Below are 25,390 nucleotides of genomic sequence, written 5' to 3'. Positions count from 1 at the left end.
GATGGCAGTGCGACCATCTCCCGACAGACACGTCAAGGACGACTATCCCTGGTGGCTGGTCGCCCTCGTCACGATCGGCATCGTGCTTGCCGTCGTCATCGTCGCCAACGATATCTATGCCCAGGTCTTCCGCACCGTCGTCAACGGTGTCGGCATCACCGTCTTCGTCACGCTGGTCGCCTTCGTGCTCGCCACCGTGCTCGGCCTCGGCGTCTGCCTGCTTGGCATGGCCGATAGCCAGGTGTTGCGGCAGATTGCGCGCTTCTACATCGAGATCATCCGCGGCATACCGATCCTCGTGCTGCTGTTCTACGTCGCCTTCGTCGGCGCGCCGGCTCTGGTTGCAGGCTATAATTTCCTGATTTCACCGCTGGTGACATCAGGCGTGGCCGAGCCCGTCCTGGTGCGTGATCTCTCGCTGATGTGGCGAGCGATCATCGCGCTGACGGTCGGCTATTCCTCCTTCATCGCCGAAATCTTCCGGGCCGGTTTCCAGTCGGTCGATCTCGGCCAGATCGAGGCGGCCAAGGCGCTTGGCCTGTCGCGCTACCGGCGCTTTCGCTCCGTCGTCTTCCCGCAGGCGATCCGGGTGATCTTCCCGCCGCTCTCCAACGATTTCGTCTCGATGGTGAAGGACAGCTCGCTCGTCTCGGTGCTCGGCGTCGCCGACATCACCCAGATGGGCAAGGTCTATGCCGCCGGCTCCTTCCGCTTCTTCGAGACCTATTCGATCGTCACCTATATCTATCTGATCCTGACGATCGGCCTGTCGCTGGCGCTGCGGCGGACGGAGAAATGGATGAAGTCGCGGTAAGCGATCAATCCCCGCCGCGCCGCCGAGAGGCCGCAGAGCGCCTGCTGATGATTCAAATTGAAGCCGCCGCGAAAAATCGCTATATGCAGGGCCATGGAATCCAAGTTCAGATGCATTGGTGCGCATATTTTCGTGCTGCAGGATCACTATCGCCTGCCGGCACGGTTTTTTGCGTGCGTGTCCGGTGCGCTCAACAGCCGACTTCGTTGATCGAATGACGGCCGGCGGAGCCTGATCTGCCATTTCTCGATTTTCCAAAAGCTTAGAAAAACGGACTTAACGCCATGAGCGCACCGCGTACCATCTACGACAAGATCTGGGACGATCATCTGGTCGACGAACAGGCAGACGGCACCTGTCTTCTGTACATCGACCGCCATCTGGTCCACGAAGTCACCTCGCCGCAGGCTTTCGAAGGCCTGCGCATGACCGGCCGCAAGGTTCGCGCGCCGGAAAAGACGCTCGCCGTCGTCGACCATAACGTTCCGACTTCGCCCGACCGCCACCTCGGCATCAAGAACGAGGAAAGCCGCATCCAGGTGGAAGCGCTGGCGACCAACGCCGCCGAATTCGGCGTCGAATATTATTCGGCAAGCGATAAGCGCCAGGGCATCGTCCACATCGTCGGTCCGGAACAGGGCTTCACCCTGCCCGGCATGACCATCGTCTGCGGCGACAGCCACACCTCGACGCACGGCGCTTTCGGCGCGCTGGCGCACGGCATCGGCACCTCCGAGGTCGAGCATGTTCTGGCGACCCAGACGCTGATCCAGAAGAAGGCGAAAAACATGCTGGTGCGGGTCGACGGCGTGCTTCCGCCGCACGTCACCGCCAAGGACATCATCCTTGCCATCATCGGCGAGATCGGCACGGCCGGCGGCACCGGCCACGTCATCGAATTTGCCGGCGAAGCGATCCGCGCGCTGTCGATGGAAGGCCGCATGACCATCTGCAACATGACGATCGAAGGCGGCGCCCGCGCCGGCCTGATCGCCCCGGATGAAAAGACCTTCGAATATATCAAGGGCAAGCCGCGCGCGCCGAAGGGCGAGGCGCTGGAACAGGCGATCGCCTACTGGAAGACGCTGCAGACCGACGAGGGCGCTCATTACGACCGCGTCGTCGTGCTCGACGCCGCCAGCCTGCCGCCGATCGTTTCCTGGGGCTCCTCGCCCGAGGATGTCATCTCCGTCCAGGGCATCGTTCCGAACCCGGACGACATTCCGGACGAAACCAAGCGCACCTCCAAATGGCGCGCGCTCGACTATATGGGCCTGAAGCCGGGCACGAAGATGACCGACATCACGCTCGACCGCGTCTTCATCGGCTCCTGCACCAACGGCCGCATCGAGGATCTGCGCGAAGTCGCCAAGGTCGTCGAAGGCAAGACGGTTGCCCCGACTGTCGACGCGATGATCGTGCCGGGTTCCGGCCTCGTCAAGGAACAGGCGGAAGCCGAAGGTCTCGACAAGATCTTCAAGGCCGCCGGTTTCGACTGGCGCGAGCCGGGCTGCTCCATGTGCCTTGCCATGAACGACGACCGCCTGAAGCCGGGCGAACGCTGCGCTTCGACCTCGAACCGCAACTTCGAAGGCCGTCAGGGCTTCAAGGGCCGCACGCACCTCGTCTCGCCGGCAATGGCAGCCGCAGCCGCAATCGCCGGCCACTTCGTCGATATCCGCGAGTGGAACTGATACATCAAAACGGATGACAATCAAAAGCCCACCGATGCCCCTGCGCATCGGTGGGCTTCGCATTTGTGGCACCCCCTGTCTTCGGCGCCTGGTGGGTATTGCTTTCTTGGGCTCGTCAGTGAATGACCCGCATTCTCGATTTCACCCGTTCGGGCAATCGACATCGGGGAATGCCTGTGGCTTCATCCAGATGGCGCTTTCAGACGCATCTCGCGCGACTTTCGACAGGCACGCTTTCGCGCGTCCATTGCCGGTTTCGGCGATCACTGGCCTGGCTGCGCTACAGCGCCGCGCGTCTTTTCAGACGCGCAAATGACGCTGTAACATTTTGAATTGCTGCATAATTTCATCCTTAAATCGATTCCGATTTAAGGAATTATGCATGAGCAAAGTTCCGCGTTGTGTGATCTGGGAGAATAGCCATGAGACAGAAAATGGCAGGACGCCTGCCGCAAACCATCCTGGGCGTGTTCGCGTCGCTGGCATCAATCGATGCCGCTGCGGCTGCGCCGATCCATCCGCCGGCACCGCCGATGACGGTCTCTTCCGGCTTGTGGCAACAGGTTGCGCAAGGCAAGGCACCAACTCTCAACGGATATCGCGGTTATAGCAGCGCGCGGCCCGGCTATATCAAGAGCTCGAACGGCTATTGGTATCCCTCGCGCGCCTTTGCTTCGGACGAATATACCGGCTCGATCGGACGGCCGCAGCGCCTGAACAATGCCTGCAACTACGGTTTTACCCCGACCAACGGCTCGTCCAAATGTAATTATTGAAGCGGCAGGCCCATCATAGAAAGGCCGCCGCGGGTGATCTCTCCCGAGGCGGCCGCTGATTGGCTTGGCAATGATTGGGACGACGCTTAGAAGGTCGCTGTGTGCGGGTCAGGTCCCATGCGGGCACCGGCGCTGTCGAGCTTGGCGATCGCGGCCATATCGTCGGCATCAAGCTTGAAGTCGAATACCTGGAAATTCTCCTCGATACGCGACGGCGTCACCGATTTCGGGATGACGACGAGGCCGGTGTCGATGTGCCAGCGAATGATGACCTGGGCCGGCGTCTTCTGATGCTTCTTGGCGATCTTGCCGATATCCGCGTTTGAGATGAACTTGCCCTGGCCGAGCGGGCTCCAGGATTCGGTGGCGATGTTCAGCTTTTTGTGAGCTTCCTGCGCCACTTTCTGCTGGAAGTCGGGATGCAGCTCGATCTGGTTGATGACGGGAACGACGCCGGTTTCGCCGATGATACGCTCGAGATGTTCAGGATAGAAATTCGACACGCCGATCGAGCGGGCGCGGCCCTCTTCCCGGATCCGCGCGAAAGCCTTCCAGGTCTCGGTATAAAGGCCGCGATGCGGCGACGGCCAGTGAATGAGATAGAGGTCGACATATTCGGAACCGAGCTTCTTCAGGCTGCCGTCGAAGGCGCGCAGTGTATTGTCATAGCCCTGATCGGTATTCCTGAGCTTGGTGGTGACGAAGATGTCTTTGCGGCTGAGGCCGGAAGAGCGGATGCCTTCGCCGACGCCCTCTTCGTTGTCGTAGCCGGAAGCCGTATCGATGTGACGATAGCCGGCGGCGATCGCCGTGCGCACGGTGGGAGCGGCAATATCCTGCGGCGTCTGCCAGACGCCGAGGCCGATTTGTGGAATGGAATGTCCGTCATGGAAAGTGATGATAGGTTGAGCGGTCACAATATATCTCCGGGAGTTTGAAGAATTGGACGAGGCATGAATTGCGCCCGCGCTTGCGGACGTCCCTGAACGCATTTCAGCCGGAGCGTTCGGTCACCGGAAACATATAGGTGACCGCATCCGGAAGACAATCAGACGACGCGGACAATCGTTCCCTTTCGAATGTGTGGCAGCAGGCGGCGCATGTCGCGCAGGCTCACCGCCACGCAGCCCGCCGTCGGCTCGTAGCCCGGCCGGATGAGATGGAAGAAGATCGCCGAGCCGCGATTGCGCGCACGCGAGGAGATGTTCCAGTCCATCACCAGGCAGATATCGTAGAGCCAGTCGCTGCGCCGCATCTCCTCGTGACTTGCGCTGAACGGCGCCCGGACGAGGCGGTTGTAGCTGGCATTGTCAGATTGATCGCACCAGAGCATGTCGGGCCGGATGCGGCGGATGGAAAGCGGAGTGACGAGCCGGCCGTTCCGCTCGCCACGCCGGAAGCCCGATATCAGCCTCATCGAGGCGATCGGCGTGGCGCCGTCGCCCTCGCGTTTCATCACGGTGCGGCCGGAGCGGCCGATCGCAGCGGGCACGGTGATGGCGCCGAACCGGACGATCGCCCGGCTCTTGCGCCCCGGCGCAGGACGCACCACGATCGTCGACGGCGTCATACCTCGCCTCTGCCTTGCTTTTTCCATTTTTCTCGCATGTCGTGCCTTGTCTGGGGCTTCGATTGAAATCATATCGAAACCGACCCGGCAACAGCCCGCTGCCCGATCCTTGCCAAACCAGGAATTTGGCGTAGGACTAGGGGACTTAACATGAGGACGCAAACGGCATGACCGCACGCACCATTCTTCTGGTGGATGACGACGATGACCTTCGGCAGACGCTGACGGAGCAATTGTCGCTGTATGAGGAATTCACGGTTCTGCAGGAAGCCAACGCCGGCAAGGGTGTCGCGACCGCCCGCGCGACGCCGATCGACCTGCTGATTATGGATGTCGGCCTGCCCGATATGGACGGCCGCGAGGCAGTGAAGCTGCTGCGCAAGGGCGGTTTCAAGGCGCCGATCATCATGCTGACTGGCCACGATACCGATTCGGACACGATCCTCGGTCTCGAAGCCGGCGCCAACGATTATGTCACCAAGCCTTTCCGCTTCGCCGTGCTGCTCGCCCGCATCCGCGTGCAGCTGCGCCAGCATGAGCAGAGCGAGGACGCGACCTTCACCGTCGGCCCCTACCTCTTCAAGCCGAGCCAGAAGCTCCTGACCACCGATAACGGCCAGAAGATCCGGCTGACGGAAAAGGAAGCGGCAATCATCCGCTATCTCTACCGCGCCGAACAGAAGGTCGTTACCCGCGACGTGCTGCTCGAAGAGGTCTGGGGCTATAATTCCGGGGTGACGACGCATACGCTGGAAACCCACGTCTATCGCCTGCGCCAGAAGATCGAGCGCGATCCCTCCAATGCTGAAATCCTCGTCACGGAAAACGGCGGCTACAAGATCATACCCTAGAGCATTTCCGTTTTTCCAAATCACGGAAGTGCTCTATCTCTTTGTTTTCACGCAATTCTCGGCAAAAGCGTTTCACGCTTTTCCTGGCAAAACCGCTAGACACTTCTGCTGGAATTGCTCTAAGGCGAAAAGCCCGCATGGCGCTGACCGACGACATCCACATGCTCGCGCAGCTTCCTCTGTTCAAAGACATGAACGAGGATCAGCTGCGGTTGATCGCCTTTGGCGCCGACCGGCGCATGATCGCTGCAGGCCAGATGCTGTTTCGCCAGGGCTCGCCCGCCGAGAGCGCCTATGTCATCCTCAGCGGCAGCCTGGAGCTGAGCGCAACGAGCAGCGACGGCATGCAGAGGACAGGGGGGATCGCCGGCCCCGGAACCCTGGTTTCTGAACTGGCGCTGGTGACCTTGGTAGAGCGTAAGTTCACCGCGGTAGCGCGCGAGGACACCAGCATCATCCGCATCACCCGCGCCCTCTTTCACCGGCTGATCGAGGAATATCCGGACGCAGCCCGACTGATCGAGAACCGGATCCGCGACAATCTTGCCGAACTCGCGGCAAAGGCCGCAAGCCAGTTCTACCGCTTCAACTGATCCCGGTTAGAGCAGTTCTCCGCTTTACGAAAAGCTGAACCGCATCGCCCTAGAAATCGAAATGCGCCGTCACCGGTACGTGGTCGGAGGGCCGGTCCCAGCCGCGCGCCTCCTTCAGGATTTCTATCCGCTTCAGATGCGGCCCGAGATCCGACGACGACCAGATATGGTCGAGACGACGGCCGCGATCGGCGGCCTCCCAATCCTTGGCGCGGTAGCTCCACCAGGTGTAGAGTTTCTCGCTGGCAGGCACATGCTGGCGCATCAGATCGAGCCAGGCGCCGCGCTTCATCACCTCGAGCAGCCCCTCGGTTTCGACGGGCGTATGGCTGACGATCTTCAGAAGCTGCTTGTGCGACCAGACATCATGCTCCAGCGGCGCGATGTTGAGGTCACCGACGAGGATGGCTGAGGTGTTGGCCTCGCCATTGGCTTTCAGCAGCTTCATCTCCTCGATGAAATCGAGCTTGTGGCCGAATTTCGGATTGATCGTGCGATCCGGCTCGTCGCCGCCGGCCGGGACATAGAAATTGTGCAGCCGAACGCGGCGATTGCCGTGCTCGAAGATCGCCGAGATGTGGCGCGCATCGCCGACGCCGCAATAATCCTGCCGGTGATCCTCGGTCAACGGAATGCGCGAGGCGATCGCCACGCCGTGATAGCCCTTCTGGCCATGGATGATGATGTGATTATAGCCCATCGCCCTGAGCGGTGCCGCGGGAAACAGGTCGTTCGTCACCTTGGTTTCCTGCAGGCAGAGGATATCGGGCCTGTGCTTGAGAACGAGCTGCTCGACGATGGGCATGCGCAGCCGCACCGAATTGATGTTCCAGGTGGTGATCGAAAAGCCCATGCCCCATACCCTCTCGCGTCCAATGCCCGCATGCCGGCCGAACCCCGGCTCGACGCGATGCGCTTTATGAAAGGGCTTTAAAACAAAGGTGGACGCGAGGGAACCGGCCGCTAGCGCAATTCCAGCAAAAGTGCGCAGCGGCTTTGCGTCCGGAATTGCGTGGAAACAAAGAGATAGAGCATGATGCCGAAAAGTGTGAGCGGTTTTCGGACGACATCATGCTCAAATCTTTGATTGAGATCCGGATGTTTTCAACCTAATCCGGCCTGAAAACATCTGGATCTGGTAAAAGCGGCCGGCGATCAACCGAAAAGCTCTCAGTCGCGCGACTGAGGCGTGCCGGGAATGGTCTCATAGGGCACGCGGAAGACGCGATCGTCGAACTGCATGCCGGTTTTGACGTTGAAGATCATCACCGAGGTATCCTTGCCCTGATTGTCGGTGATCGTCCACTGGCGCAGGTCGTAGGTCTTCGGGTCGAACATCATGGTGATGGTCGAGTTTCCAAACACCGTATTGTTGCCGAGCGCGATCGTCGTCAGGTCGGACTCTTCCTTCACGCCCTTCACCATGCCGGCCGACAGGTCGATACGCTGCGCCAGGAGCAGGCTGAGCGGGGTCTTGGAGAGCGGATAGAGATCCCAGGTCTTGAGCTTCGTATTGCCGATGGCGACGTTCTTGCCGTCGGCAATTACCCGCATCGGCGACGGATCGTCATAGTTGAAGCGCAGCTTGCCGGGGCGCTGAATGAAGAACTTGCCGCCGGTCTGTTCGCCGCGCGGGCCGAACTGCACGAATTCGCCCTGCATTGTCGTGACACCGGAAAAATGATCGGCGATCGCCTGCGCTTTGCCGGAGGCGGGAGCCGCCGCCTGCGCGTAAGCGCCGAAGGGAATAGCGCTCGTTATCGCAGCGACGGCGAAGGCGCCGAGAAGGTCGCGGCGCGTTACCGTCAGGCCGGAGAGGAAGGTATCGGAGTGACTCATCTAAATCTCCTTTATGCGATCTGCATGCTGCCGAAAGGCGGCGTCTTCAAGGCGTTGCGATCGGCCTGCGAGAGGTAACGGCTTCGACGCTATCAGGTTTCCGCAAAAGCGGCTGTATTGGAAATATATGCCTGTTCTGTCAGCGGTCGAGGATGTCGCCTTCGGTCGGAACAAGGATCTCGCGTTTGCCGGCATGGTTGGCCGGTCCGATGATGCCCTCCTTCTCCATGCGCTCGACGAGCGAGGCGGCACGGTTGTAGCCGATGCCCAGCCGGCGCTGGACGTAGGAGGTCGACGCCTTGCCGTCGCGCAGCACGATGGCGACCGCCTGGTCGTAGGGATCTTCCGATTCGGAAAGATTGGACGTGCCGGCCGGGCCACCGCCGCCGTAATCGCCGTCTTCATCGTCATCGGCGGTGATCGCGTCGAGATATTGCGGCGAGCCCTGGGTCTTCAGGTAGGAGACGATCTCTTCCACCTCGACATCCGAAACGAACGGGCCGTGCACGCGCTGGATACGCCCGCCGCCCGCCATGTAGAGCATGTCGCCCATGCCGAGCAGCTGTTCGGCGCCCTGTTCGCCGAGAATGGTGCGGCTGTCGATCTTCGAGGTCACCTGGAAGGAGATGCGGGTCGGGAAGTTCGCCTTGATCGTGCCGGTGATGACGTCGACCGACGGACGCTGTGTCGCCATGATCACATGAATGCCGGCCGCACGCGCCATCTGCGCCAGACGCTGGACGGCGCCTTCGATATCCTTGCCGGCGACCATCATCAGGTCGGCCATCTCGTCGATGATCACGACGATATAGGGCATCGGCCGCAGATCGAATTCTTCGGTCTCGTACATCGCCTCGCCGGTATGGCGGTCGAAGCCGGTCTGCACCGTGCGCGAGATCGCCTCGCCCTTCGACAGCGCCTGCTCGACGCGGGTGTTGAAGCCGTCAATGTTGCGCACGCCGATCTTCGACATCTTCTTGTAGCGCTCTTCCATCTCGCGCACCGTCCATTTGAGCGCGACGACGGCCTTTTTCGGATCGGTGACGACAGGCGAAAGCAAATGCGGGATGCCGTCATAGACGGAGAGCTCGAGCATCTTCGGGTCGATCATGATCAGCCGGCACTGTTCCGGCGTCATACGATAGAGCAGCGACAGGATCATCGTGTTGATGGCGACCGACTTGCCGGAACCGGTGGTGCCGGCGACGAGCAGATGCGGCATCTTGGCGAGATCGGCGATCACGGCTTCGCCGCCGATCGTCTTGCCGAGCGCCATGGCGAGCTTCGCCTTGCTGCCTTCGAAATCCCGGGAGGCGACGAGTTCGCGCAGATAGACGGTCTCACGCGTCTGGTTCGGCAATTCGATGCCGATCGCGTTGCGGCCGGGCACGACGGCGACGCGGGCGGCAATGGCGCTCATCGAGCGGGCAATATCGTCGGCAAGGCCGATGACGCGCGACGACTTGATGCCGGGCGCCGGCTCCAGTTCGTAGAGCGTGACGACAGGGCCGGGGCGGACATGGATGATCTCGCCCTTGACGCCGAAATCTTCGAGCACGCCCTCGAGCATCCGGGCATTCTGTTCCAGCGCATCGGCCGAAAGCGTGGAGTCGCGCACGACATTCTTCGGTTCGGCGAGCAGATGCATCGACGGAAGCTGGAAACCCTCGGGACGAATGAACGAGCCCTGCGCTTCCCGCTCGATGCGGGCGCTGGGCTTCGGACGCGCGACCACCGGGACGACGCGTGGTTCCGGCTTGCCGGCGGCCTTTGCCGGCGCGCGGATCATCCAGTCGTCATCATCGTCGTCGGGCAGGATATCGGCCGGGCGCGGCGGCATGTCGTTATCGAAGGGCAGGTCGTCGTCATTATCGTCATCGTCATCGATGGACATCGACGGCGCCGAGACGATGCGCCGCGGTGATGCCGCCCTTGCTCCCATCGATGGCTCCATCGACGGTTCCATGCGCTCGCCGCGGACGGTCAGCGCCTTGGCACGAACGGGTTCGTTCAGCGTGCCGAATTCGTCATCGTTGAAATCATAAGGTGATTCGTAATCGCCCTGACGGCGCTTGCGCGGTCCCATGCCGAAGAGCCGGCGCAGCCGACCCTGGCTCATGTACCAGGCATGCGTCACGGCACCGCTGAAAGCGACCCAGCGGGACTCGTCCTCCTCCTCGTCCTCGTCTCCGACGACGCGAGCCTTGCTACGGGTATCAACGTAGTCCTCCTCGATCTCGTCGTCTGCGTCGCTGCGGCCGACGAGGCCTGAGGCAAAGAGCATCATCCAGGCGGTCGGCGCGGCAAAGATGCAGCCGACCACCATGGCGAAGGTGCCGGTGGGATAAGCGCCGACGAAGAGTGCGGGAAAACGCAGGATCATATCTCCGATCACACCGCCGATGCCGTTCGGGATCGGCCAGGTGAGCGGCGGCGGAAAGCAGCCGAGTACGGCGCAGGAAAGCACCGAACCGCCGAACCAGGCGCCGGCACGGGCGGGAATACGGCTGAAGCGGCGGCCCGAGATCAGCGTCAGCGCCCAGGCGACGATCGGCAACATCGAAACGACGCTGGCAAGCCCGAGGAACTGCATGACGATATCGGCAAAAGCAGCACCGGTGTAACCGAGAATATTCGTCGGCGAGTTGGCGGTCGCATAGGAATAGCTCGGATCCGCAACATTCCATGTCGCCAGCGCCGCGACGCAGAACGCCAGCAGCAGAAAGATCGCAAAGCCGATGAGCGCCTGGATCTGCCGTAGCATGAATGCCGAGAAGGAGAACCGATCCGGACGGCCATCCATTGCCGGCGACGTGCTTCTTGCCATGTGTCTAACCCGTCCAATGCCTGAGGACACGCGAATCGCTGAAGCTTCGCCGTGCCAAAATGCGTCCGCTCTACCTAATCAGAGCCGGGTTAAAGCGATGTTAACCATGCATGCCTGGACGTGCATTCCGAACCGGGAAATGAAAAAAGCCCGAACCTTGAAAGGTCCGGGCCAAATGCGGTCTATGGTTAGATAGGCCGCGACGGGCCGTGAAGCGGCGCCCTTCTGCCGGGCGCCGCAAACCCTGTGATCAGGAAGAGTGGTAGGCGGCTTCGCCGTGGGTCGAAAGGTCGAGACCTTCGCGTTCGGCTTCGACGGTCACACGCAGGCCGATGACGACGTCGACGATCTTGTAGAGGATCGCCGAGCCGATGCCCGACCACAGCAGCGTCGTCAGCACGCCCTTGGCCTGAGCCCAGACCTGGGTTGCCGTGCCGGCATAGGAGGCTGCGAAATCCGCGGTGGAATAATCGACGATGCCTGCACCGCCGAGTGCCGGGTTGACGAGGATACCGGTGCCGAGAGCGCCGATGATGCCGCCGACGCAATGGACGCCGAAGACGTCGAGACTGTCGTCGTAGTTGAACTTGTTCTTCACGACGTCAACGAAGAAGTAGCAGGCCGGCGAAACGATCAAGCCGAGAACGATCGAGCCCATCGGGCCGGCAAAGCCTGCCGCCGGGGTAATGGCGACGAGACCGGCGACGGCGCCGGAAGCGCCACCCAGCATGGAAGCCTTGCCGCGGGTGAGGGTTTCGACGATGCACCAGGACACAGCGGCGGCAGCCGTGGCGACGAAGGTGTTGATGAAGGCAAGCGAGGCATAGGAATTGGCTTCGAGGTTGGACCCGGCATTGAAGCCGAACCAGCCGACCCAGAGCAGCGAGGCACCGACCATGGTCAGCGTCATCGAGTGCGGAGCCATGATTTCCTTCTTATAGCCCGTGCGCTTGCCGAGCATGATGGCGCCGACGAGACCCGCGATACCGGCATTGATATGAACGACCGTGCCGCCGGCAAAGTCGATTGCGCCATAGGAGAAGATCAGGCCGGCCGGCGAGGTGTAGGAGCTCGGACCGCCCCAGAACCAGACCATGTGTGCCATCGGGAAGTAGATGAAGGTGACCCAGAGCACGACGAAGAGCATGACGGCCGAGAACTTGATGCGTTCGGCGAACGCGCCGACGATCAGGCCGGGGGTGATGCAGGCAAACGTCATCTGGAACACGATGAAGGTGTATTCCGGAATTGCGACGCCCTTCGAGAAGGTTTCAGCGAGCGACGAGGTATTGACGCCGGCGAGGAACGCCTTGGAGAAACCGCCGACGAAGCTGTTCAGCGAGCCACCGTCGGTGAAGGCGAGCGAATAACCGTAGGTCACCCAGAGCAGCGCCACGACGGCCGTGATCATGAAAACCTGCATCAGCACCGAGAGCATGTTCTTGGCGCGGACGAGACCGCCGTAGAAAAGCGCAAGGCCGGGAATGGTCATCAAAAGGACGAGCGCCGAGGAGACGAGCATCCAGGCATTGTCACCCTTGTCCATGGTGAAAGCAGGAGCAGCAGCAGCGGTGGCGGCAGCTGGTGCAGCCTCCTGCGCGAAAGCAACGGCCGGCGCCAGAAGGGCAGCCGTTGCTGCGCAAAGCCGCGCAAAGGTGGAAGAAAACTTCGAAATTGACATTGGAAAAAGCTCCTTGATCTGCCGTTCTTACAGCGCTTCTGAATCGGTTTCGCCCGTACGGATGCGCACGGCATGGTCGATTGAATAGACGAAGATCTTGCCGTCGCCGATCTGGCCGGTCTTGGCCGATGCCGCAATGGCCTCGACCGCCCTGTCGACGAGTTCTGATGCAACCGCGATTTCGATCTTGAGCTTCGGCAGGAAGCTGACTGCATATTCGGTGCCGCGATAGATTTCGGTGTGCCCCTTCTGGCGCCCGTAGCCCTTCACCTCGGTTACGGTCAGCCCCTGAATACCGATCGCCGTAAGGGCTTCGCGGACCTCATCGAGCTTGAACGGCTTGATAATGGCCATCACAATTTTCATCTGGTTTCCCATCCTTCGTTATCCTCGGCGCGGAGCCGACTCTCCTTGCCGCTGACGTTCCTGAACAGCGACCGGCCAATACACATTCAAGGGACGTGCCAGATTCGAGGCTGGTGGTAAGTTATTGAAAAGTAAAGGTTATAATAAAGAGTGCCAATAAACAGGCAAATGATTGGCCAATAAGCGCACAAATAACGCGCAAATTTATAAAGTTGCACAATTTTTATTCATTTGCCTTTTTCCGAATCAGGCCTTCCTGCGCGACCGATGCGATCAGGCTACCGGATCGTGTAAACAGGCTACCCCGGGTTAATCCCCTGGCGCCTGAAGCCGACGGACTGTCCTGCGTATAAAGCAGCCAGTCGTCGAGCTTGCAGGGTCTGTGGAACCACATGGAGTGATCGAGGCTCGCCACCTGCAGGCTCTGGTCGAAGATGGACGTTCCGTGCGCATAGAGCGACGTATCGAGCAGCGTCATGTCCGAAAGATAGGCAAGCACCGCCGCCTGATAGAGCCGGTCGTCGGGAACCGGACCGGTGGCGCGCACCCAGACATCCTGCTTCGGATCGAGTTTCCTGTCGGAAAAATAATGCGTCAGCGAGACCGGACGGATCTCGATCGGCCGCTCACGCTGCCAGTATTTTCGGATCGCTTCCGGCGCGTGGGCCAGATACTGTTCCTTGATCTGCTGCTCGCCGAGCAGCGCCTCCGGCATCTCGACCTCGGGCATCGCGATCTGGTGCTCGAAGCCCGGCTCCTCCACCTGGAAGGAGGCCGACAGCGCGAAGATCGCCTTGCCGTGCTGGATGGCGACGACACGCCGCGTGTTGAAGCTCGATCCGTCGCGGATGCGCTCCGCCTGATAGATGATCGGCACCGTGGGATCGCCGGGACGCATGAAATAAGCATGCAGCGAATGGACGAAACGCTCGCCCTCGATGGTGCGCTGCGCCGCCATCAGCGCCTGGCCGATCACCTGGCCGCCGAAGACCCGCTGCCAGCCGACCTTGGGGCTGCGGCCGCGGAAGATATCGACCTCGATCGGCTCGAGGTCGAGCGTCGAAAGCAGCGTCTCCATCGCCGAAGGCCATGATGTCTCGCCCGTCATTTCTATGTCTCCCAGCGGTAGGAAGTGAGGTTGCGATGATCTATATAGAGCACATCTGAGGCATAAGGTACGGGAGCGGCGCGATGCTGGACATGCTGGTTGTGGGCGGGGGTTATGTCGGCCTTTCCGCCGCTGTCGCGGTCAAACAGGCCGCGCCGCATCTGAATGTCGCCGTCGTCGAGGCGGCCCCCGAGCATGTCTGGAAAAACGATACGCGCGCTTCCGCCATCATCGCTGCGGCGGCGAAGATGCTCGAGGTCTTCGGCATCTGGAACGAGATCGAACCGGAAGCCCAGCCGATCACCAAAATGATCGTCACCGATTCCAAAACCTCCGATCCGGTGCGTCCGGTTTTTCTGACCTTCGACGGCGAAGTGGCCGACGGCCGGCCCTTCGCCCACATGATACCGAATGTCGCGATGGTCGCAGCCCTGCGCGGCGCCTGCGACCGGCTCGGCATCGATATCCGCCACGGGCTCGGCGCCACGGAGCTGAAGACCCATGACACCCATGTCACTGTCACGCTTTCGGACGGCAGCGCGCTGGAAACCCGGCTGCTGGTTGCCTGCGACGGCGTGCGCTCGACGCTGCGCGATCTCGCCGGCATCAGGACCGTCACCTGGGACTACGGCCAGTCCGGCATCGTTGCAACCGTCGAACACGAGCGGCCGCATGACGGCTGCGCCGAGGAACATTTTCTGCCGGCCGGCCCTTTCGCCATCCTGCCGCTCAAGAACAACCGCTCCTCGCTCGTCTGGACGGAGCGCACGCAGGATGCCAACCGGCTGGTCGCCGCCGACGACCTGATCTTCGAGGAAGAACTCGAACGCCGCTTCGGCCACAAGCTTGGGAGCCTGAAAGTGATCGGCGACAAGCGCGCCTTCCCGCTCGGCCTGACGCTCGCCCGCTCCTTCGTCGCGCCGCGTTTCGCGCTTGCCGGCGACGCCGCCCACGGCATCCACCCGATTTCGGGTCAGGGCCTCAATCTCGGCTTCAAGGATGTGGCGGCACTTGCCGAAACCGTCGTCGAGGCCGACCGCCTCGGCCTCGATATCGGCTCGATCAATATTCTCGAGCGCTACCAGACCTGGCGGCGCTTCGACACTTTCCGCATGGGGGTGACGACCGACGTGCTGAACCGGCTCTTCTCCAACGACGCGACGCCGATCCGCATCGCCCGCGACGTCGGCCTCGGCATCGTCGACCGGCTGCCGCGTCTCAAATCCTTCTTCATCGGCCAGGCGGCCGGAACGACGGCAAAGGACAATCCGCGGCTGCTTGCCGGCCAGACGATTTAACCCTTGTTCTTACGAAAATCCGAACGGAAAACCGCGACGCCCTTTAGTCGTCGAGACGACGGGCTTCGGACACCAGCATGATCGGAATGCCGTCGCGGATCGGATAGGCAAGCCGCGCCTTTTCCGAGACAAGCTCATTGTGTTCGCGATCATAGGAAAGCCGGCCCTTAGAGAGCGGGCAGACCAGGAGATCGAGCAGCTTTGGATCGACGCGGCTGAGTTTTTCGTCCATGGCTGAAGTCTACTGCAGAACCGTGTCGGAGTCACCGAAGACGCGCGCCAGCACGATTTCGGTAATGGCGATCAGCGTCTCGGCCCGCGTCTTCAGGTCGGGCGCCTCCAGCAACGCCTGTTTTTCCGCCGGCCCGAAGGGCGACATCATCGCCAGCGAATTGACGAGCGTCAGATTGCTCGCCCGCTCGACGCTCTCCCAGTCGGCCTCCAGCTTGTTGGCATCGAGATAGGCCTTGAAGGCGGTGAGAAGCGCTGCGCGGTCGACCGCCTCCTCCTCGTTTGCGGCCGAGAGATCGGCGATGAACGGGGCGATACGGAAGATGCGGAAGGGATCGCTGGTCGATTTCTCTTCCAGCAGCCGGAAACGGCAGACGCCGGTCAGCGATACGATATAGCGCCCGTCGCCGGTCTCGGCGAAGGAGGTGATGCGGCCGAGGCAACCGACAGCGGCAAGGTTGGGCTCGCCGCCCTTGTCCTCATGTTCGCCGAGTGCTGGCTGCACCATGCCGATCAGCCGGTTTCCGGTCAGTGCCGCATCCAGCATCGCCAGATAGCGCGGCTCGAAAATGTTGAGGGGAAGCTGCCCGGCCGGCAGGAGAAGGGCGCCGGTCAGGGGGAAGACAGCGATCGCATCAGGCAGATCGCCCGGCTTCAGGTATCTGGCATTCCCGACTTGCATGAAACCGTCCCGCATTCTTGTAAAACGGGCATGCCCGTCTTGACGAGAATGTGGTGCCCTCGCCCGAAAACGCAAGGGCAGATGCTCGAACTTACAGCGCCGCGCGTCTTTTTAGACGCGCAAAGGACGCTGTAACACTTTGAATCACTGCATAATTTAAACCTTAAATCGATTCCGATTTAAGGAATTATGCAGTTGCGAATACCCCGAAAATCGGAATCGACTTTCGGAAAAGATCATGCACGGATTCAATGCGATAGACCGTCCGTGGTGCGCCCTACGAGAACAGCATCGCCGAAAGCTTGCGACGCGCTGCAACCGTCGCCGGATCCTTGAAGCCCCAGACCTCGAAGAACTGCAGCAGCTGGCGGCGGGCGCCATCATCGTCGAAAGCGCGGTCCTTGCGCATGATCAGCAGCAGATGGTCGGCCGCCTCGTCGCGCCGGCCTTCGACATTGCGAATCTTGGCAAGCTTGATCCGTGCCTCGTGATCGTCGGGATTGGCGGCCAGTTCGCGCTCGAGCGCAACAGGATCGCCGAGCTTGCGGGCCTCCTCGATCTGCTCAAGCTTCATCAGCACAGCCTGGATGCCGGCGTCTTTCGCCAGCTCTTCCGGCAATTCCGTCAGGATTTCGCGTGCCCGCTGATGCTGGTTGGCGGCGATCATGCATTCGGCCATGCCGGCAAGCGCCTTGGCGTTCTCGGGATCGGCCTGCATGACGGCGCCGTAGAGCTGAGCGGCCTCGTTGATATTGCCGGCGGCAAGCAGTTCCGCCGCTTCCGCAAGCACCGCTTCGATTTCGGCCGCCTCGTCGGCGCCGGCCGGACCGGCGATCCGGTCGATGAACTGCTGGATCTGGCTTTCCGGCACCGCGCCCATGAAACCGTCGGCAGGACGGCCGTTGACGAAGGCGATGACAGCGGGGATCGACTGGATGCCGAGCTGGCCGGCGATCGAGGGATGATCGTCGATATTCATCTTGACGAGCCGAACGCGGCCCTTGGCTTCGTTGACTACCTTTTCCAAGACCGGCGTCAGCTGCTTGCACGGACCGCACCAGGGCGCCCAGAAATCGACCAGCACCGGCTGCTTGCGCGATTCCTCGATGACGTCCTTGGCGAAACTCGCGGTCGTCGTATCCGTGATATAGCTGCCGGCCGCAGCCGCGGGTTCCGGCGCAGCACTAAAGCTTGTCGTCGCCGTCATCTGATTTCCGAAGGAACCGTTATAGGGGTTGTCGCTGCCGCTCATAGGTATCTCCCGCCGCGCCGATCCTGCCGGCGTCTTTGCTAAAGCATGTCGCGCAAAACTGTGTGGCGGTTTTGCGATAAAGACATGCGCAAAACCAAAGACTAAAGCGCGGCAAGCGAATCTAAAAGATCGCGACGCGCTTTAGCGCTAAAATCGTATGTCAGGACGTCACTTTCAAGACAAGCGGCTTATGTCCCGTCGCTTCCATGAAGCGGATAAGGTCGCTGCTCGCAATCGAGGTCGTCGCATCATTGGATAGCGGATGGCAGTTGACGATCTCGTGCGCCATCAGCTCCGCGTCGAGCACGAAGGTGACATTCTCCGCGGTATCGTTGATCGCGCCGAAAGCGGTGACCGCCCCAGGGATGACGCCGAGATATTCCATCAGCTTTTCCGCCCTGCCGAAGGAGACCCGGCCGGACCCGCCGATCAAATTATGCACCTGCTTGAGATCGACTTCGGCATTTTCCTCCACGGTCAGCAGAAAATACCTGTCCTTCTTGTCCTTGATGAAGAGGTTCTTGGTGTGGCCGCCGGGGATCTCGTCGCGCAAGGCGACCGATTCCGCCACGGTGAAGACCGGCGCATGATCGATCGTCTTATGGGCAATGCCGAGCCCATCGAGAAAGGCAAACAATTCTTCTCTTGTCTTCGGGGCATTTTCTGACATGGGGCAATCCATTGGGCAGGAAGGGAAAAAAGCGAGGCGTCCTGATTAAGTCGGTCCACATCGTTTGGCAATCTTTGCGACCGACGCTTTGCCCCGCATTTGCGGCCTTTCCGCCGGGCGTCTGCGAACACCAGAATTTTTCTTCGCCTCTCCGTCATTTCCCTGTTGCATTTGAAAACCCGTTAGGCCATATAGCGCCGGTCGCCGCGAGGCGGCGCCCACGGTCCAACAACTACCCCGGACCGATGCGGATTGAGCGGGTGTAGCTCAGGGGTAGAGCACAACCTTGCCAAGGTTGGGGTCGAGGGTTCGAATCCCTTCGCCCGCTCCAGTTTTCCAATTTCCCATACCGAAGACATAGGTAACGGATTGTTCCTAAGACATGGGTGACAACCTCGTGCCGAACGGGTTTTCTATGGTTTGCAAGCCCTCTGCTCCAGATCGATGTATCCCAGATCATAGTGCATGAAGCTGACAAGCCAAATATCATCATCGACCTCCTTGATTCCCAGTTTCTGTCCGGCCAGATTTTGATCTTCTTGCGATGCACGCAGATGCGTCCGCAATTAGTCACAGCACCTCGCGATCATGGAAGGGATAGTCGATCTCGGCCAGTGGGGACCGTTCTGCTGCCGATGGCCGGGCTTGATACGTTCGATACCTGCCGAGCCTCGGCCACTGGACCGACAGCTTCGCAGGTTGTAGAGCCGTTGGGGCTGGCAAAGGGCAGGCCTTTTAAGCCAGGGTCATACCGCCATCGACATGAAGCTCGACCCCGTTGACAAAGCTTCCTGCATCGGAGGCGAGGAAGAGTGCGGCGCGCGCCAACTCTTCCGGTCGGCCGAGACGGCCGGCGGGGATCAGGGAAGCCATGTAATCTTCGAATGCCGGCCGCTCGGCCTCCGATACGCCCAGCTTGGCGAGGATTTCCGTCTCGACCGGTCCCGGGCTCAGGATGTTGACGCGGATCCGCCGCGACTTGAATTCGATCGCCCAGTTTTTCGCAAAGGCGGCGGTTGCTGCCTTTGAACCGGCATAGGCGGCATGGTCCGGGAGGACCTTCGTGGCCGCAAGCGAGCTCGTAACGATGATGTTTCCGCCGTCGCGGATCAGAGGGGCGATCGTCTGCACGCCGAAGAACACGCCGCGCGTATTGATTGCGAAATGCCGGTCATAGTCTGCCGGAGTCACCTCGGCGGAGGTGGTGAGATTGATGATCCCAGCATTGGCCATGTAGATGTCGATCCCGCCGAAGCGGCTCCTCACGGTGTCCGCCAGCCTGCGATGATCTTCCAGGTCGGCGGCATCACCCACGAAGCCGATAGCCGACGGACCGATTTCTTGCACGGCGCGGTCGACAGCATCCTGCCGGCGCCCGGAAATGATGACCTGCGCTCCTTCTTCCGCGAACAGCCGAGCGGTCGCCTTGCCGATGCCGCTATTGCCGCCGGTGATGACGGCGACCTTGTCTTTGAGGTGTTGCATTGTTTATCTCCTTTCAACGAGAAATTAGATAAACGCTGCCACCCTTCGTCATTAGATCATGGGCGGGCACATGATCTGTGCCGCGGAGGTGCAAATGCCGAATCTGCTCAACGAGATGCCCGGATTGATGGCTTTTGTGCGGACGGTAGAGGCCGGATCGTTCAGCGCCGCGGCCCGCGATCTGGCGACGACACCGTCAGCGGTGTCGAAGAGCGTGGCGCGGCTGGAAAAGAAGATTGGCGCCCGGCTGTTCCTGCGCTCCACGCGCGCCCTGATGCTTACCCAGGACGGGCAACTTTTCTTCGACCGCGTTGCGCCGCTGTTGCGGGACCTGGATGCAAGTGAAGAGGCTATCAGGTCCGACGTTGCGCCCTCGGGTCGCTTGCGCATCAGCATGCCTAGCGAAATGGCGCCTCTATTGCTGCCGCGCCTCTTCGGAAGCTTTGCAGCCGACTATCCGAACCTGCATCTCGAAGTCGGGCTTACGGATCGGTTCGTCGATCTGATCAGGGAGGACTACGACGTTGTGCTGCGCGTTGGAAATCCCGCACCGGGGGACCTCATGGTTCGTCACCTGGCCGACCTGCCGATGGCGATCGTCGGGTCTCCGACCTTTCTGAAGACCTGGGGCAATCCTGCAACTGCCGAAGCGCTGGCCGCTCTGCCCTTTGCCCGCTATGCACTGGGTGGTATCACGCAGCCTCTGCGCCTGCCGGACGGGACGAGCTTCATTCCCTTCGGGCGCGTCGATTGCGACTCAGGGGCCGCACTCATTCAGGCTGCCCTCAGTGGGCTGGGAGCAGCCTATCTTCTGCGATGTCTGGTCGCGAAAGACCTGGCAGGCGGCACGCTTGTTACACTCGCGGCGGGGTTTGCGTTCCCGAGCGCTCCCTTTAATGCACTGCACGCCTTTGGTCGCACTGTGCCGTTGCGCGTAAAACTGGTCTGCGATTTCATCGCCGGGGAAGCAAAAGCCCTCGAAGCCATCTGAGCTTGACCGTGACGCCGCTGATGCGGAGGTCGAAAGCGATCTGTTTGTTGAGGCGTCCGCGCGTCACCACCTCGCGTAGGATCTCGCGCTCGCGATGCGTCAGCAGCCAGACCCCCACCATAATCTATATAGCACTTCGGAATCCCGAAATTGGTTGCGGTGTTGAAATCATTGGATGTTTCCCCGTGGCGACACCGCCCAAAACGCGACGAATTTCGGAATCCCGAAGCGGGGGGATTTCGGGATCCCGAAGTGGGATTTTTTCTTTATGGCGACGCTGATGTTTGTCGGCAGCAATCGGCCCGCGGCATCCGACGGCAGAAACTGAGCAGGTCGGAGGCTTACTGATTATGGCACGTCCACGTCCACACCGGCTTAGAAGATCAAGTTTGTAATTTATTTTGGTTGATTGGTTCGTTTGTAAACTTATTGTCGAGGCAAAAGGACGCGTCTTCGGATCGGACCCTGAATGTTCAGTTTATCGCAGCACGAACTCCTTCGGGCGATACCGGTCCGTATCCAACGCATCGCCGCTCATAACGTCCTGATTGCTCCCAATATCAACTGAGGTTTCCCATGCGCATCGCCGTCGGTGGCATTCATATCGAATGCAGCACATACAATCCCGTCCTGAACGAGGAGAAGGATTTTCGCGTCGTGCGCAGCGAGGCGCTGCTGGAAGCGCCGTATTTCGCCTTTCTCAGGGATTACGATGCCGAGTTCCTGCCCACGATCCATGCGCGCGCCATTGCGGGCGGCCCGGTTTCGCGCGCCACCTATGAGGCCTTCAAGAGTGAATTCCTCGAGCGGTTGAAGCCGATGCTGCCGCTCGACGGTCTCTACCTCGCCATGCACGGCGCCATGTATGTCGAGAGCATGGAGGATGCCGAAGGCGACTGGATCAGCGCGGCCCGGGCGCTGGTCGGCAAGGATTGTACGGTTTCGGCAAGCTACGACCTGCACGGCAACGTCACCCAGCGCATCATCGATGCACTCGACATCTATTCCACCTACCGCACCGCGCCGCATATCGATGTCGAGGAGACGATGCGCCGTTCCGTCTCCATGCTGGTGAAGAGCCTCAAAACCGGCGAGCGGCCGAGCCTCCTCTGGGCGCCGATCCCTGTCGTGCTGCCCGGCGAGCGCACCAGCACCGTCGATGAGCCGGCAAAGAGCCTCTATGACATGTTGCCCGGGATCGACGCGCTCGACGGCGTCTGGGATGCATCGCTGATGGTCGGCTATGTCTGGGCCGACGAACCGCGCGCCACGGCTGCCGCCATCATGACCGGCACCGACCGCGCCGTGCTGGAACGCGAGGCCAAACGTCTCGCGAGGGCTTATTGGGATGCGCGCGAAGACTTTGTCTTTGGCTGCGAGACCGGCTCGCTCGAAGAATGCGTCGCGAGAGCAATCGCAAGCCCGACCGCCCCTGTTGTGCTTGCCGAATCCGGCGACAATCCGACCGGCGGCGGCGTCGGGGACCGGGCCGATGTGCTGGCGGAACTGATCGCCAGGGATGCCACCGGCGTCGTCTTTGCCGGCATCGCCGACACGGCGGCGACCGGGGCCTGTTATGCTGCCGGCGTCGGCGCGGAACTGGAGCTCAGCGTCGGCGCCTCGCTCGACACCAAGGGTAGCAAGCCGGTCATCGCCCGCTTCACGGTCAAGTTCCTGCACGAAACTTCAGATCCCGCCGACCGCCAGGCGGTGGTTTCGGTCAGTGGTATCGATCTGGTGCTCTCCGCCAAACGCCGGCCCTATCACAATATCGCCGATTTCACCCGGCTCGGCCTCGACCCGCACCAGGCGAAGATCATCGTCGTCAAATCGGGCTATCTCTCGCCGGAACTGGCGCCGCTCGCCAATCCGAACCTGATGGCGCTATCAACAGGTGTCGTCGACCAGTTCGTCGAGCGTCTGCCACGGCTGCGCAAGCAGCATCCGACCTACCCCTTCGACAAGGATTTTGACTTCGAGCCGCAGGTCTTTCTCTCCGCACGCTCGACGCCGGACTGAGTTTCACCTGAACCAATTGCATTTTTCTGGATGACATTGTCGATCGCGCCGCCGCCCTGTCGGCGCGATCGACCGTTTTCCCGTATCGCGGCAATAGCGGGATTTGAGCAAAAAACGGGCAGATTTCCATTTGCACAAAAAAGCGCTTGACGGTCGGCGCGATTTGGTTTGCACTGAACCAATAGAAAATTGGTACGGACCATTTAAGCGAATGCCGATAGATGAGACGCAGGGCAATTCGAATTATGCGCTGGAGAGGCTGAGGGCTCTCCTGCGGTCCGACAGTCTCGACGCCGACGGTAAGCTGCCGACCGAGCGCACCCTCTCGGAAATGCTTGGCGTCGGCCGCCGTGCCGTCCGTCGCGCCCTCGAAGTGCTGGAGGCCGAGGGCCGCATCTGGCGCCGCCAAGGCTCCGGCACCTATGCCGGGCCGCGCCCCGACGGCTGGAGCGATCATGTCGGCTCGATCGTTGCCGGCACCGATCTCATGGAAGTCATGGAAGTGCGCCTGCGCATCGAGCCGCAGCTCGCCCAGCTTGCCGCCATGCGCGCCAAAGCCGCCGATATCGAGCGCATGTATGATCTGGTGAAGAAGATCTACGAAAGCACCGATGCCGACGGGCGAGAGCTCTGGGACGGGGCGCTGCACCGCCAGATCGCCCAATGTGCCGGCAACGGTTTCTTCCTCACCATCTTCGACGTGATCAACCGCGTGCGCCAGGACGAGGCCTGGCAGACGATCCGCGAGCGCGCCCGCAGCGCCAGCCGGACGCGGCCCGTCACCTTTAACCAGCACACGGCGATCGTCGATGCGATCGCCGCCCGCGATCCGGCCAGGGCGGGCGAAGCGATGCGCCAGCATCTGCTGACGCTACAGGAAAGCCTCGTCCGCATCACCTCGCTCGATCACAGCGAAACGGAGGCCGACAAGACCCTCGCCTGAACAGGGCAGGTGAGCCGGGAGAAAAAACACAGGCGGGCCATAACCGCCGGAATGGAAGCAAAAACCAAACAAAAATAGACAGAGGAGAATGGAATGAAGATCGCCAAATTGCTGACCACCGCCGTTGCCGGCGCACTGTTTGCACTTCCTGCCTTCGCCGTCGACCTGAAGATCGGCCTGCAGGACGATGCCGACGTGCTCGATCCCGCGCAGTCGCGCACCTTCGTCGGCCGCATCGTCTATACCGCGATGTGCGACAAGCTGGTCGACGTCTCACCGGATCTGAAGATTGTGCCGCAGCTTGCCACCGAATGGAGCTGGTCGGCCGATGGCAAAGAGCTCACCATGAAACTGCGCCAGGGCGTCAAGTTCCATGACGAGACTCCGTTCAACGCCGAAGCCGTCGTCGCCACCATCGAGCGCAACATCACCCTGCCGGAATCACGCCGTAAGAGCGAACTGACCTCGGTCGCAAAAGTCGAGGCGACAAGCGAATACGAGGTCAAGTTCACTCTAAAGGCGCCCGACGTCACCCTTCTTGCCCAGCTTTCCGACCGCGCCGGCATGATCGTCTCGCCGAAGGCCGCCAAGGAACTCGGCGCCAAGTTCGGCGATCACCCGGTCTGCGCCGGTCCGTTCAAGTTCGTCGAGCGTGTCCAGCAGGACCGCATCGTGCTCGAAAAGTTCCAGGACTACTGGAACAAGGACAAGATCTTCATCGACAAGCTCACCTATCTGCCGATCCCGGATACGACGGTGCGCCTCGCCAATCTGCGGTCCGGCGATCTCGACATGATCGAGCGTCTGGCCGCGACCGATGCTGAAGCCGTGAAGTCCGATTCGAGCCTCGTCTATGCCGACGCCGTCGGCACCGGCTACATGGCGCTCTACACCAATATCGGCAATGGTGCGCGCGCCGACAATCCGTTCGGCAAGGACAAGCGCCTGCGCCAGGCCTTCTCGCTGGCGATCGACCGCGATGCCGTCAACCAGATCGTCTATGAGGGTACGGCGGTTGCCGGCAACCAGCCCTTCCCGCCGAGCAGCCCGTGGTTCGACAAGGATATTCCCGTGCCCGCCCGCGATCTCGACAAGGCCAAGGCGCTGATCAAGGAAGCCGGTTTCGACCGCGTGCCGATCGAGCTGCAGATCCCGAACAATCCCGTTGCCATGCAGATGATGCAGATCATCCAGTCGATGGTCGGCGAAGCCGGCTTTGACGTCAGCCTGAAATCGACGGAGTTCGCCACGCTGCTGAGCGAACAGACGGCCGGCAACTATCAGCTCAGCCGTTCCGACTGGTCCGGCCGCGTCGATCCCGATGGCAACATCCATCAGTTCATCACCTGTAAGGGCGGCATCAACGACACGAAATACTGCAATCCCGAGGTGGACAAGCTGCTGAACGAAGCCCGTGCGTCGACCGACGACGCCGTGCGCAAGCAGAAATACGATGCCGCCGCCGTCATCCTCAACGATGATCTGCCGATCATCTATCTCGGCCATCAGTCCTGGATCTGGGCGCTGCACAAGAACATCACCGGCTTCGTTCCCTCGCCGGATGGCATGATCCGCCTCGTCGGCGTCAAGAAAGCCGGCTGATCCCTAGAGCATGATGCCGAAAAGTGTGAGCGGTTTTCGGACGGCATCATGCTCTACTTTTTGATCCAGCAAATCACGCGGCGGAAATCCTCCGCCGC

Annotated in this window: 24 protein-coding genes, 1 tRNA gene and 2 pseudogenes; 12 read left to right on the top strand and 15 right to left on the bottom strand. The window is 61.0% G+C overall.

Annotation, left to right across the window (positions count from 1 at the left end; all coding sequences use genetic code 11):
* Nucleotide 1: 1 nt before the first annotated feature.
* The 4 genes from HX899_RS14485 to HX899_RS14470 all read left to right on the top strand — a co-directional run bounded on the left by HX899_RS14485 (nucleotide 2) and on the right by HX899_RS14470 (nucleotide 3,284).
* A complete protein-coding gene (locus tag HX899_RS14485) occupies nucleotides 2-814 on the top strand; it encodes an amino acid ABC transporter permease (RefSeq protein ID WP_181292721.1) in 813 nt (270 codons plus the stop codon).
* Nucleotides 796-1,032: a hypothetical protein gene (locus HX899_RS14480; RefSeq protein ID WP_180194879.1), complete on the top strand. Its 237-nt coding sequence runs from the start codon at nucleotides 796-798 to the stop codon at nucleotides 1,030-1,032. The genes HX899_RS14485 and HX899_RS14480 overlap by 19 nt, the downstream gene beginning before the upstream one ends.
* A 66-nt stretch (nucleotides 1,033-1,098) precedes the next feature.
* Nucleotides 1,099-2,508, top strand: coding sequence for a 3-isopropylmalate dehydratase large subunit (gene leuC, locus HX899_RS14475; RefSeq protein WP_138331850.1), 1,410 nt, complete (start codon nucleotides 1,099-1,101; stop codon nucleotides 2,506-2,508).
* A gap of 422 nt (nucleotides 2,509-2,930) precedes the next feature.
* Complete coding sequence (locus tag HX899_RS14470; protein ID WP_180194880.1) at nucleotides 2,931-3,284, top strand: cell surface protein; 354 nt, start codon at nucleotides 2,931-2,933, stop codon at nucleotides 3,282-3,284.
* An 86-nt stretch (nucleotides 3,285-3,370) separates the two neighbouring features.
* Here HX899_RS14470 and HX899_RS14465 read toward each other — a convergent pair whose 3' ends face one another.
* Both HX899_RS14465 and HX899_RS14460 read right to left on the bottom strand, forming a co-directional pair.
* Entirely contained in the window at nucleotides 3,371-4,201 is an 831-nt protein-coding gene (locus HX899_RS14465; protein ID WP_181292720.1) for an aldo/keto reductase, read from the bottom strand.
* A gap of 131 nt (nucleotides 4,202-4,332) precedes the next feature.
* Entirely contained in the window at nucleotides 4,333-4,854 is a 522-nt protein-coding gene (locus tag HX899_RS14460; RefSeq protein ID WP_138331853.1) for a L,D-transpeptidase, read from the bottom strand.
* A 167-nt stretch (nucleotides 4,855-5,021) separates the two neighbouring features.
* Between HX899_RS14460 and HX899_RS14455 the strand changes: the two genes are divergently transcribed.
* Together HX899_RS14455 and HX899_RS14450 are read left to right on the top strand one after the other, a co-directional pair.
* A complete protein-coding gene (locus HX899_RS14455) occupies nucleotides 5,022-5,705 on the top strand; it encodes a response regulator transcription factor (RefSeq protein WP_017995455.1) in 684 nt (227 codons plus the stop codon).
* Nucleotides 5,706-5,842: 137 nt separating this feature from the next.
* Complete coding sequence (locus HX899_RS14450) at nucleotides 5,843-6,298, top strand: cyclic nucleotide-binding domain-containing protein (RefSeq protein WP_029870886.1); 456 nt, start codon at nucleotides 5,843-5,845, stop codon at nucleotides 6,296-6,298.
* Nucleotides 6,299-6,347: 49 nt separating this feature from the next.
* On the opposite strand, the gene HX899_RS14445 is transcribed toward HX899_RS14450, so the two are convergent.
* From HX899_RS14445 to tesB, 6 genes are all read right to left on the bottom strand, one after another.
* Complete coding sequence (locus HX899_RS14445) at nucleotides 6,348-7,151, bottom strand: exodeoxyribonuclease III (RefSeq protein ID WP_026160043.1); 804 nt, start codon at nucleotides 7,149-7,151, stop codon at nucleotides 6,348-6,350.
* 317 nt (nucleotides 7,152-7,468) lie between these two features.
* Complete coding sequence (locus HX899_RS14440) at nucleotides 7,469-8,137, bottom strand: outer membrane lipoprotein carrier protein LolA (RefSeq protein ID WP_138331854.1); 669 nt, start codon at nucleotides 8,135-8,137, stop codon at nucleotides 7,469-7,471.
* Nucleotides 8,138-8,276: 139 nt separating this feature from the next.
* Nucleotides 8,277-10,964: a DNA translocase FtsK gene (locus HX899_RS14435; protein WP_138331855.1), complete on the bottom strand. Its 2,688-nt coding sequence runs from the start codon at nucleotides 10,962-10,964 to the stop codon at nucleotides 8,277-8,279.
* Nucleotides 10,965-11,214: 250 nt separating this feature from the next.
* A complete protein-coding gene (locus tag HX899_RS14430) occupies nucleotides 11,215-12,645 on the bottom strand; it encodes an ammonium transporter (RefSeq protein WP_138331856.1) in 1,431 nt (476 codons plus the stop codon).
* A 27-nt stretch (nucleotides 12,646-12,672) separates the two neighbouring features.
* Nucleotides 12,673-13,023: a P-II family nitrogen regulator gene (locus HX899_RS14425; RefSeq protein WP_003543684.1), complete on the bottom strand. Its 351-nt coding sequence runs from the start codon at nucleotides 13,021-13,023 to the stop codon at nucleotides 12,673-12,675.
* Between the two features lie 211 nt (nucleotides 13,024-13,234).
* A complete protein-coding gene (tesB, locus tag HX899_RS14420; RefSeq protein WP_138331857.1) occupies nucleotides 13,235-14,119 on the bottom strand; it encodes an acyl-CoA thioesterase II in 885 nt (294 codons plus the stop codon).
* An 83-nt stretch (nucleotides 14,120-14,202) separates the two neighbouring features.
* On the opposite strand from tesB, the gene HX899_RS14415 reads away from it, so the two are divergent.
* Nucleotides 14,203-15,417, top strand: coding sequence for a ubiquinone biosynthesis hydroxylase (locus tag HX899_RS14415; protein ID WP_138331858.1), 1,215 nt, complete (start codon nucleotides 14,203-14,205; stop codon nucleotides 15,415-15,417).
* A gap of 43 nt (nucleotides 15,418-15,460) precedes the next feature.
* On the opposite strand, the gene HX899_RS14410 is transcribed toward HX899_RS14415, so the two are convergent.
* From HX899_RS14410 to HX899_RS14395, 4 genes are all read right to left on the bottom strand, one after another.
* Entirely contained in the window at nucleotides 15,461-15,649 is a 189-nt protein-coding gene (locus tag HX899_RS14410) for a Trm112 family protein (RefSeq protein ID WP_017962471.1), read from the bottom strand.
* A gap of 9 nt (nucleotides 15,650-15,658) precedes the next feature.
* The gene (locus tag HX899_RS14405) at nucleotides 15,659-16,345 is read right to left on the bottom strand and encodes an LON peptidase substrate-binding domain-containing protein (RefSeq protein WP_181292719.1); all 687 of its coding nucleotides are present in this window, start codon (nucleotides 16,343-16,345) and stop codon (nucleotides 15,659-15,661) included.
* Nucleotides 16,346-16,607: 262 nt separating this feature from the next.
* A complete protein-coding gene (trxA, locus tag HX899_RS14400) occupies nucleotides 16,608-17,582 on the bottom strand; it encodes a thioredoxin (protein WP_138389426.1) in 975 nt (324 codons plus the stop codon).
* A 160-nt stretch (nucleotides 17,583-17,742) separates the two neighbouring features.
* On the bottom strand, nucleotides 17,743-18,252 hold the full coding sequence (locus tag HX899_RS14395) for a prolyl-tRNA synthetase associated domain-containing protein (RefSeq protein WP_138389425.1): 510 nt from the start codon (nucleotides 18,250-18,252) through the stop codon (nucleotides 17,743-17,745).
* 256 nt (nucleotides 18,253-18,508) lie between these two features.
* Between HX899_RS14395 and HX899_RS14390 the strand changes: the two genes are divergently transcribed.
* Nucleotides 18,509-18,583: transfer RNA gene (locus HX899_RS14390), tRNA-Gly, on the top strand.
* Nucleotides 18,584-18,627: 44 nt separating this feature from the next.
* Here the strand turns inward: HX899_RS14390 and HX899_RS35665 are convergent.
* Together HX899_RS35665 and HX899_RS14385 are read right to left on the bottom strand one after the other, a co-directional pair.
* Nucleotides 18,628-18,867 (bottom strand): annotated as a pseudogene (locus HX899_RS35665) (IS481 family transposase); the annotation flags it as partial.
* Nucleotides 18,868-18,987: 120 nt separating this feature from the next.
* Complete coding sequence (locus HX899_RS14385) at nucleotides 18,988-19,737, bottom strand: SDR family NAD(P)-dependent oxidoreductase (protein ID WP_181292718.1); 750 nt, start codon at nucleotides 19,735-19,737, stop codon at nucleotides 18,988-18,990.
* Nucleotides 19,738-19,795: 58 nt separating this feature from the next.
* Between HX899_RS14385 and HX899_RS14380 the strand changes: the two genes are divergently transcribed.
* Nucleotides 19,796-20,728 carry a LysR family transcriptional regulator gene (locus tag HX899_RS14380; protein WP_171600227.1) on the top strand — a complete coding sequence of 311 codons (933 nt, stop codon included), beginning with the start codon at nucleotides 19,796-19,798 and terminating at the stop codon, nucleotides 20,726-20,728.
* On the opposite strand, the pseudogene HX899_RS14375 reads toward HX899_RS14380, so the two are convergent.
* Nucleotides 20,727-20,831: pseudogene (locus HX899_RS14375) on the bottom strand (LuxR C-terminal-related transcriptional regulator); the annotation flags it as partial. The gene HX899_RS14380 and the pseudogene HX899_RS14375 overlap by 2 nt on opposite strands.
* Nucleotides 20,832-21,304: 473 nt before the next feature.
* Between HX899_RS14375 and HX899_RS14370 the strand changes: the two are divergent.
* The 3 genes from HX899_RS14370 to HX899_RS14360 all read left to right on the top strand — a co-directional run bounded on the left by HX899_RS14370 (nucleotide 21,305) and on the right by HX899_RS14360 (nucleotide 25,292).
* On the top strand, nucleotides 21,305-22,747 hold the full coding sequence (locus HX899_RS14370) for a M81 family metallopeptidase (protein ID WP_171600228.1): 1,443 nt from the start codon (nucleotides 21,305-21,307) through the stop codon (nucleotides 22,745-22,747).
* 211 nt (nucleotides 22,748-22,958) lie between these two features.
* Nucleotides 22,959-23,690: a FadR/GntR family transcriptional regulator gene (locus HX899_RS14365; RefSeq protein WP_171600229.1), complete on the top strand. Its 732-nt coding sequence runs from the start codon at nucleotides 22,959-22,961 to the stop codon at nucleotides 23,688-23,690.
* A 93-nt stretch (nucleotides 23,691-23,783) separates the two neighbouring features.
* On the top strand, nucleotides 23,784-25,292 hold the full coding sequence (locus HX899_RS14360; protein ID WP_171600230.1) for an ABC transporter substrate-binding protein: 1,509 nt from the start codon (nucleotides 23,784-23,786) through the stop codon (nucleotides 25,290-25,292).
* The last annotated feature ends 98 nt before the right edge of the window (nucleotides 25,293-25,390 follow it).

This window comes from Rhizobium sp. WYCCWR 11146, assembly GCF_013591995.1.
In the GTDB taxonomy this organism is placed as follows: Bacteria; Pseudomonadota; Alphaproteobacteria; order Rhizobiales; family Rhizobiaceae; genus Rhizobium; species Rhizobium indicum.
The sequence above is the reverse complement of the archived record's forward strand: the minus strand, read 5'-3'. Positions and strand labels throughout refer to the sequence as shown.

Coding starts and splice junctions, on each gene's coding strand:
- HX899_RS14455 (WP_017995455.1), top strand. CDS start 5,022: ATGACCGCACGCACCATTCTTCTGGTGGATGACGACGATGACCTTCGG.
- HX899_RS14425 (WP_003543684.1), bottom strand. CDS start 13,023: ATGGGAAACCAGATGAAAATTGTGATGGCCATTATCAAGCCGTTCAAG.
- HX899_RS14405 (WP_181292719.1), bottom strand. CDS start 16,345: ATGCGGGACGGTTTCATGCAAGTCGGGAATGCCAGATACCTGAAGCCG.
- HX899_RS14380 (WP_171600227.1), top strand. CDS start 19,796: ATGGGCGGGCACATGATCTGTGCCGCGGAGGTGCAAATGCCGAATCTG.
- HX899_RS14485 (WP_181292721.1), top strand. CDS start 2: ATGGCAGTGCGACCATCTCCCGACAGACACGTCAAGGACGACTATCCC.
- trxA (WP_138389426.1), bottom strand. CDS start 17,582: ATGAGCGGCAGCGACAACCCCTATAACGGTTCCTTCGGAAATCAGATG.
- HX899_RS14385 (WP_181292718.1), bottom strand. CDS start 19,737: ATGCAACACCTCAAAGACAAGGTCGCCGTCATCACCGGCGGCAATAGC.
- HX899_RS14460 (WP_138331853.1), bottom strand. CDS start 4,854: ATGACGCCGTCGACGATCGTGGTGCGTCCTGCGCCGGGGCGCAAGAGC.
- HX899_RS14370 (WP_171600228.1), top strand. CDS start 21,305: ATGCGCATCGCCGTCGGTGGCATTCATATCGAATGCAGCACATACAAT.
- HX899_RS14365 (WP_171600229.1), top strand. CDS start 22,959: ATGCCGATAGATGAGACGCAGGGCAATTCGAATTATGCGCTGGAGAGG.
- HX899_RS14415 (WP_138331858.1), top strand. CDS start 14,203: ATGCTGGACATGCTGGTTGTGGGCGGGGGTTATGTCGGCCTTTCCGCC.
- HX899_RS14450 (WP_029870886.1), top strand. CDS start 5,843: ATGGCGCTGACCGACGACATCCACATGCTCGCGCAGCTTCCTCTGTTC.
- HX899_RS14480 (WP_180194879.1), top strand. CDS start 796: ATGGATGAAGTCGCGGTAAGCGATCAATCCCCGCCGCGCCGCCGAGAG.
- HX899_RS14410 (WP_017962471.1), bottom strand. CDS start 15,649: ATGGACGAAAAACTCAGCCGCGTCGATCCAAAGCTGCTCGATCTCCTG.
- HX899_RS14470 (WP_180194880.1), top strand. CDS start 2,931: ATGAGACAGAAAATGGCAGGACGCCTGCCGCAAACCATCCTGGGCGTG.
- tesB (WP_138331857.1), bottom strand. CDS start 14,119: ATGACGGGCGAGACATCATGGCCTTCGGCGATGGAGACGCTGCTTTCG.
- HX899_RS14430 (WP_138331856.1), bottom strand. CDS start 12,645: ATGTCAATTTCGAAGTTTTCTTCCACCTTTGCGCGGCTTTGCGCAGCA.
- leuC (WP_138331850.1), top strand. CDS start 1,099: ATGAGCGCACCGCGTACCATCTACGACAAGATCTGGGACGATCATCTG.
- HX899_RS14395 (WP_138389425.1), bottom strand. CDS start 18,252: ATGTCAGAAAATGCCCCGAAGACAAGAGAAGAATTGTTTGCCTTTCTC.
- HX899_RS14440 (WP_138331854.1), bottom strand. CDS start 8,137: ATGAGTCACTCCGATACCTTCCTCTCCGGCCTGACGGTAACGCGCCGC.
- HX899_RS14445 (WP_026160043.1), bottom strand. CDS start 7,151: ATGGGCTTTTCGATCACCACCTGGAACATCAATTCGGTGCGGCTGCGC.
- HX899_RS14360 (WP_171600230.1), top strand. CDS start 23,784: ATGAAGATCGCCAAATTGCTGACCACCGCCGTTGCCGGCGCACTGTTT.
- HX899_RS14435 (WP_138331855.1), bottom strand. CDS start 10,964: ATGGCAAGAAGCACGTCGCCGGCAATGGATGGCCGTCCGGATCGGTTC.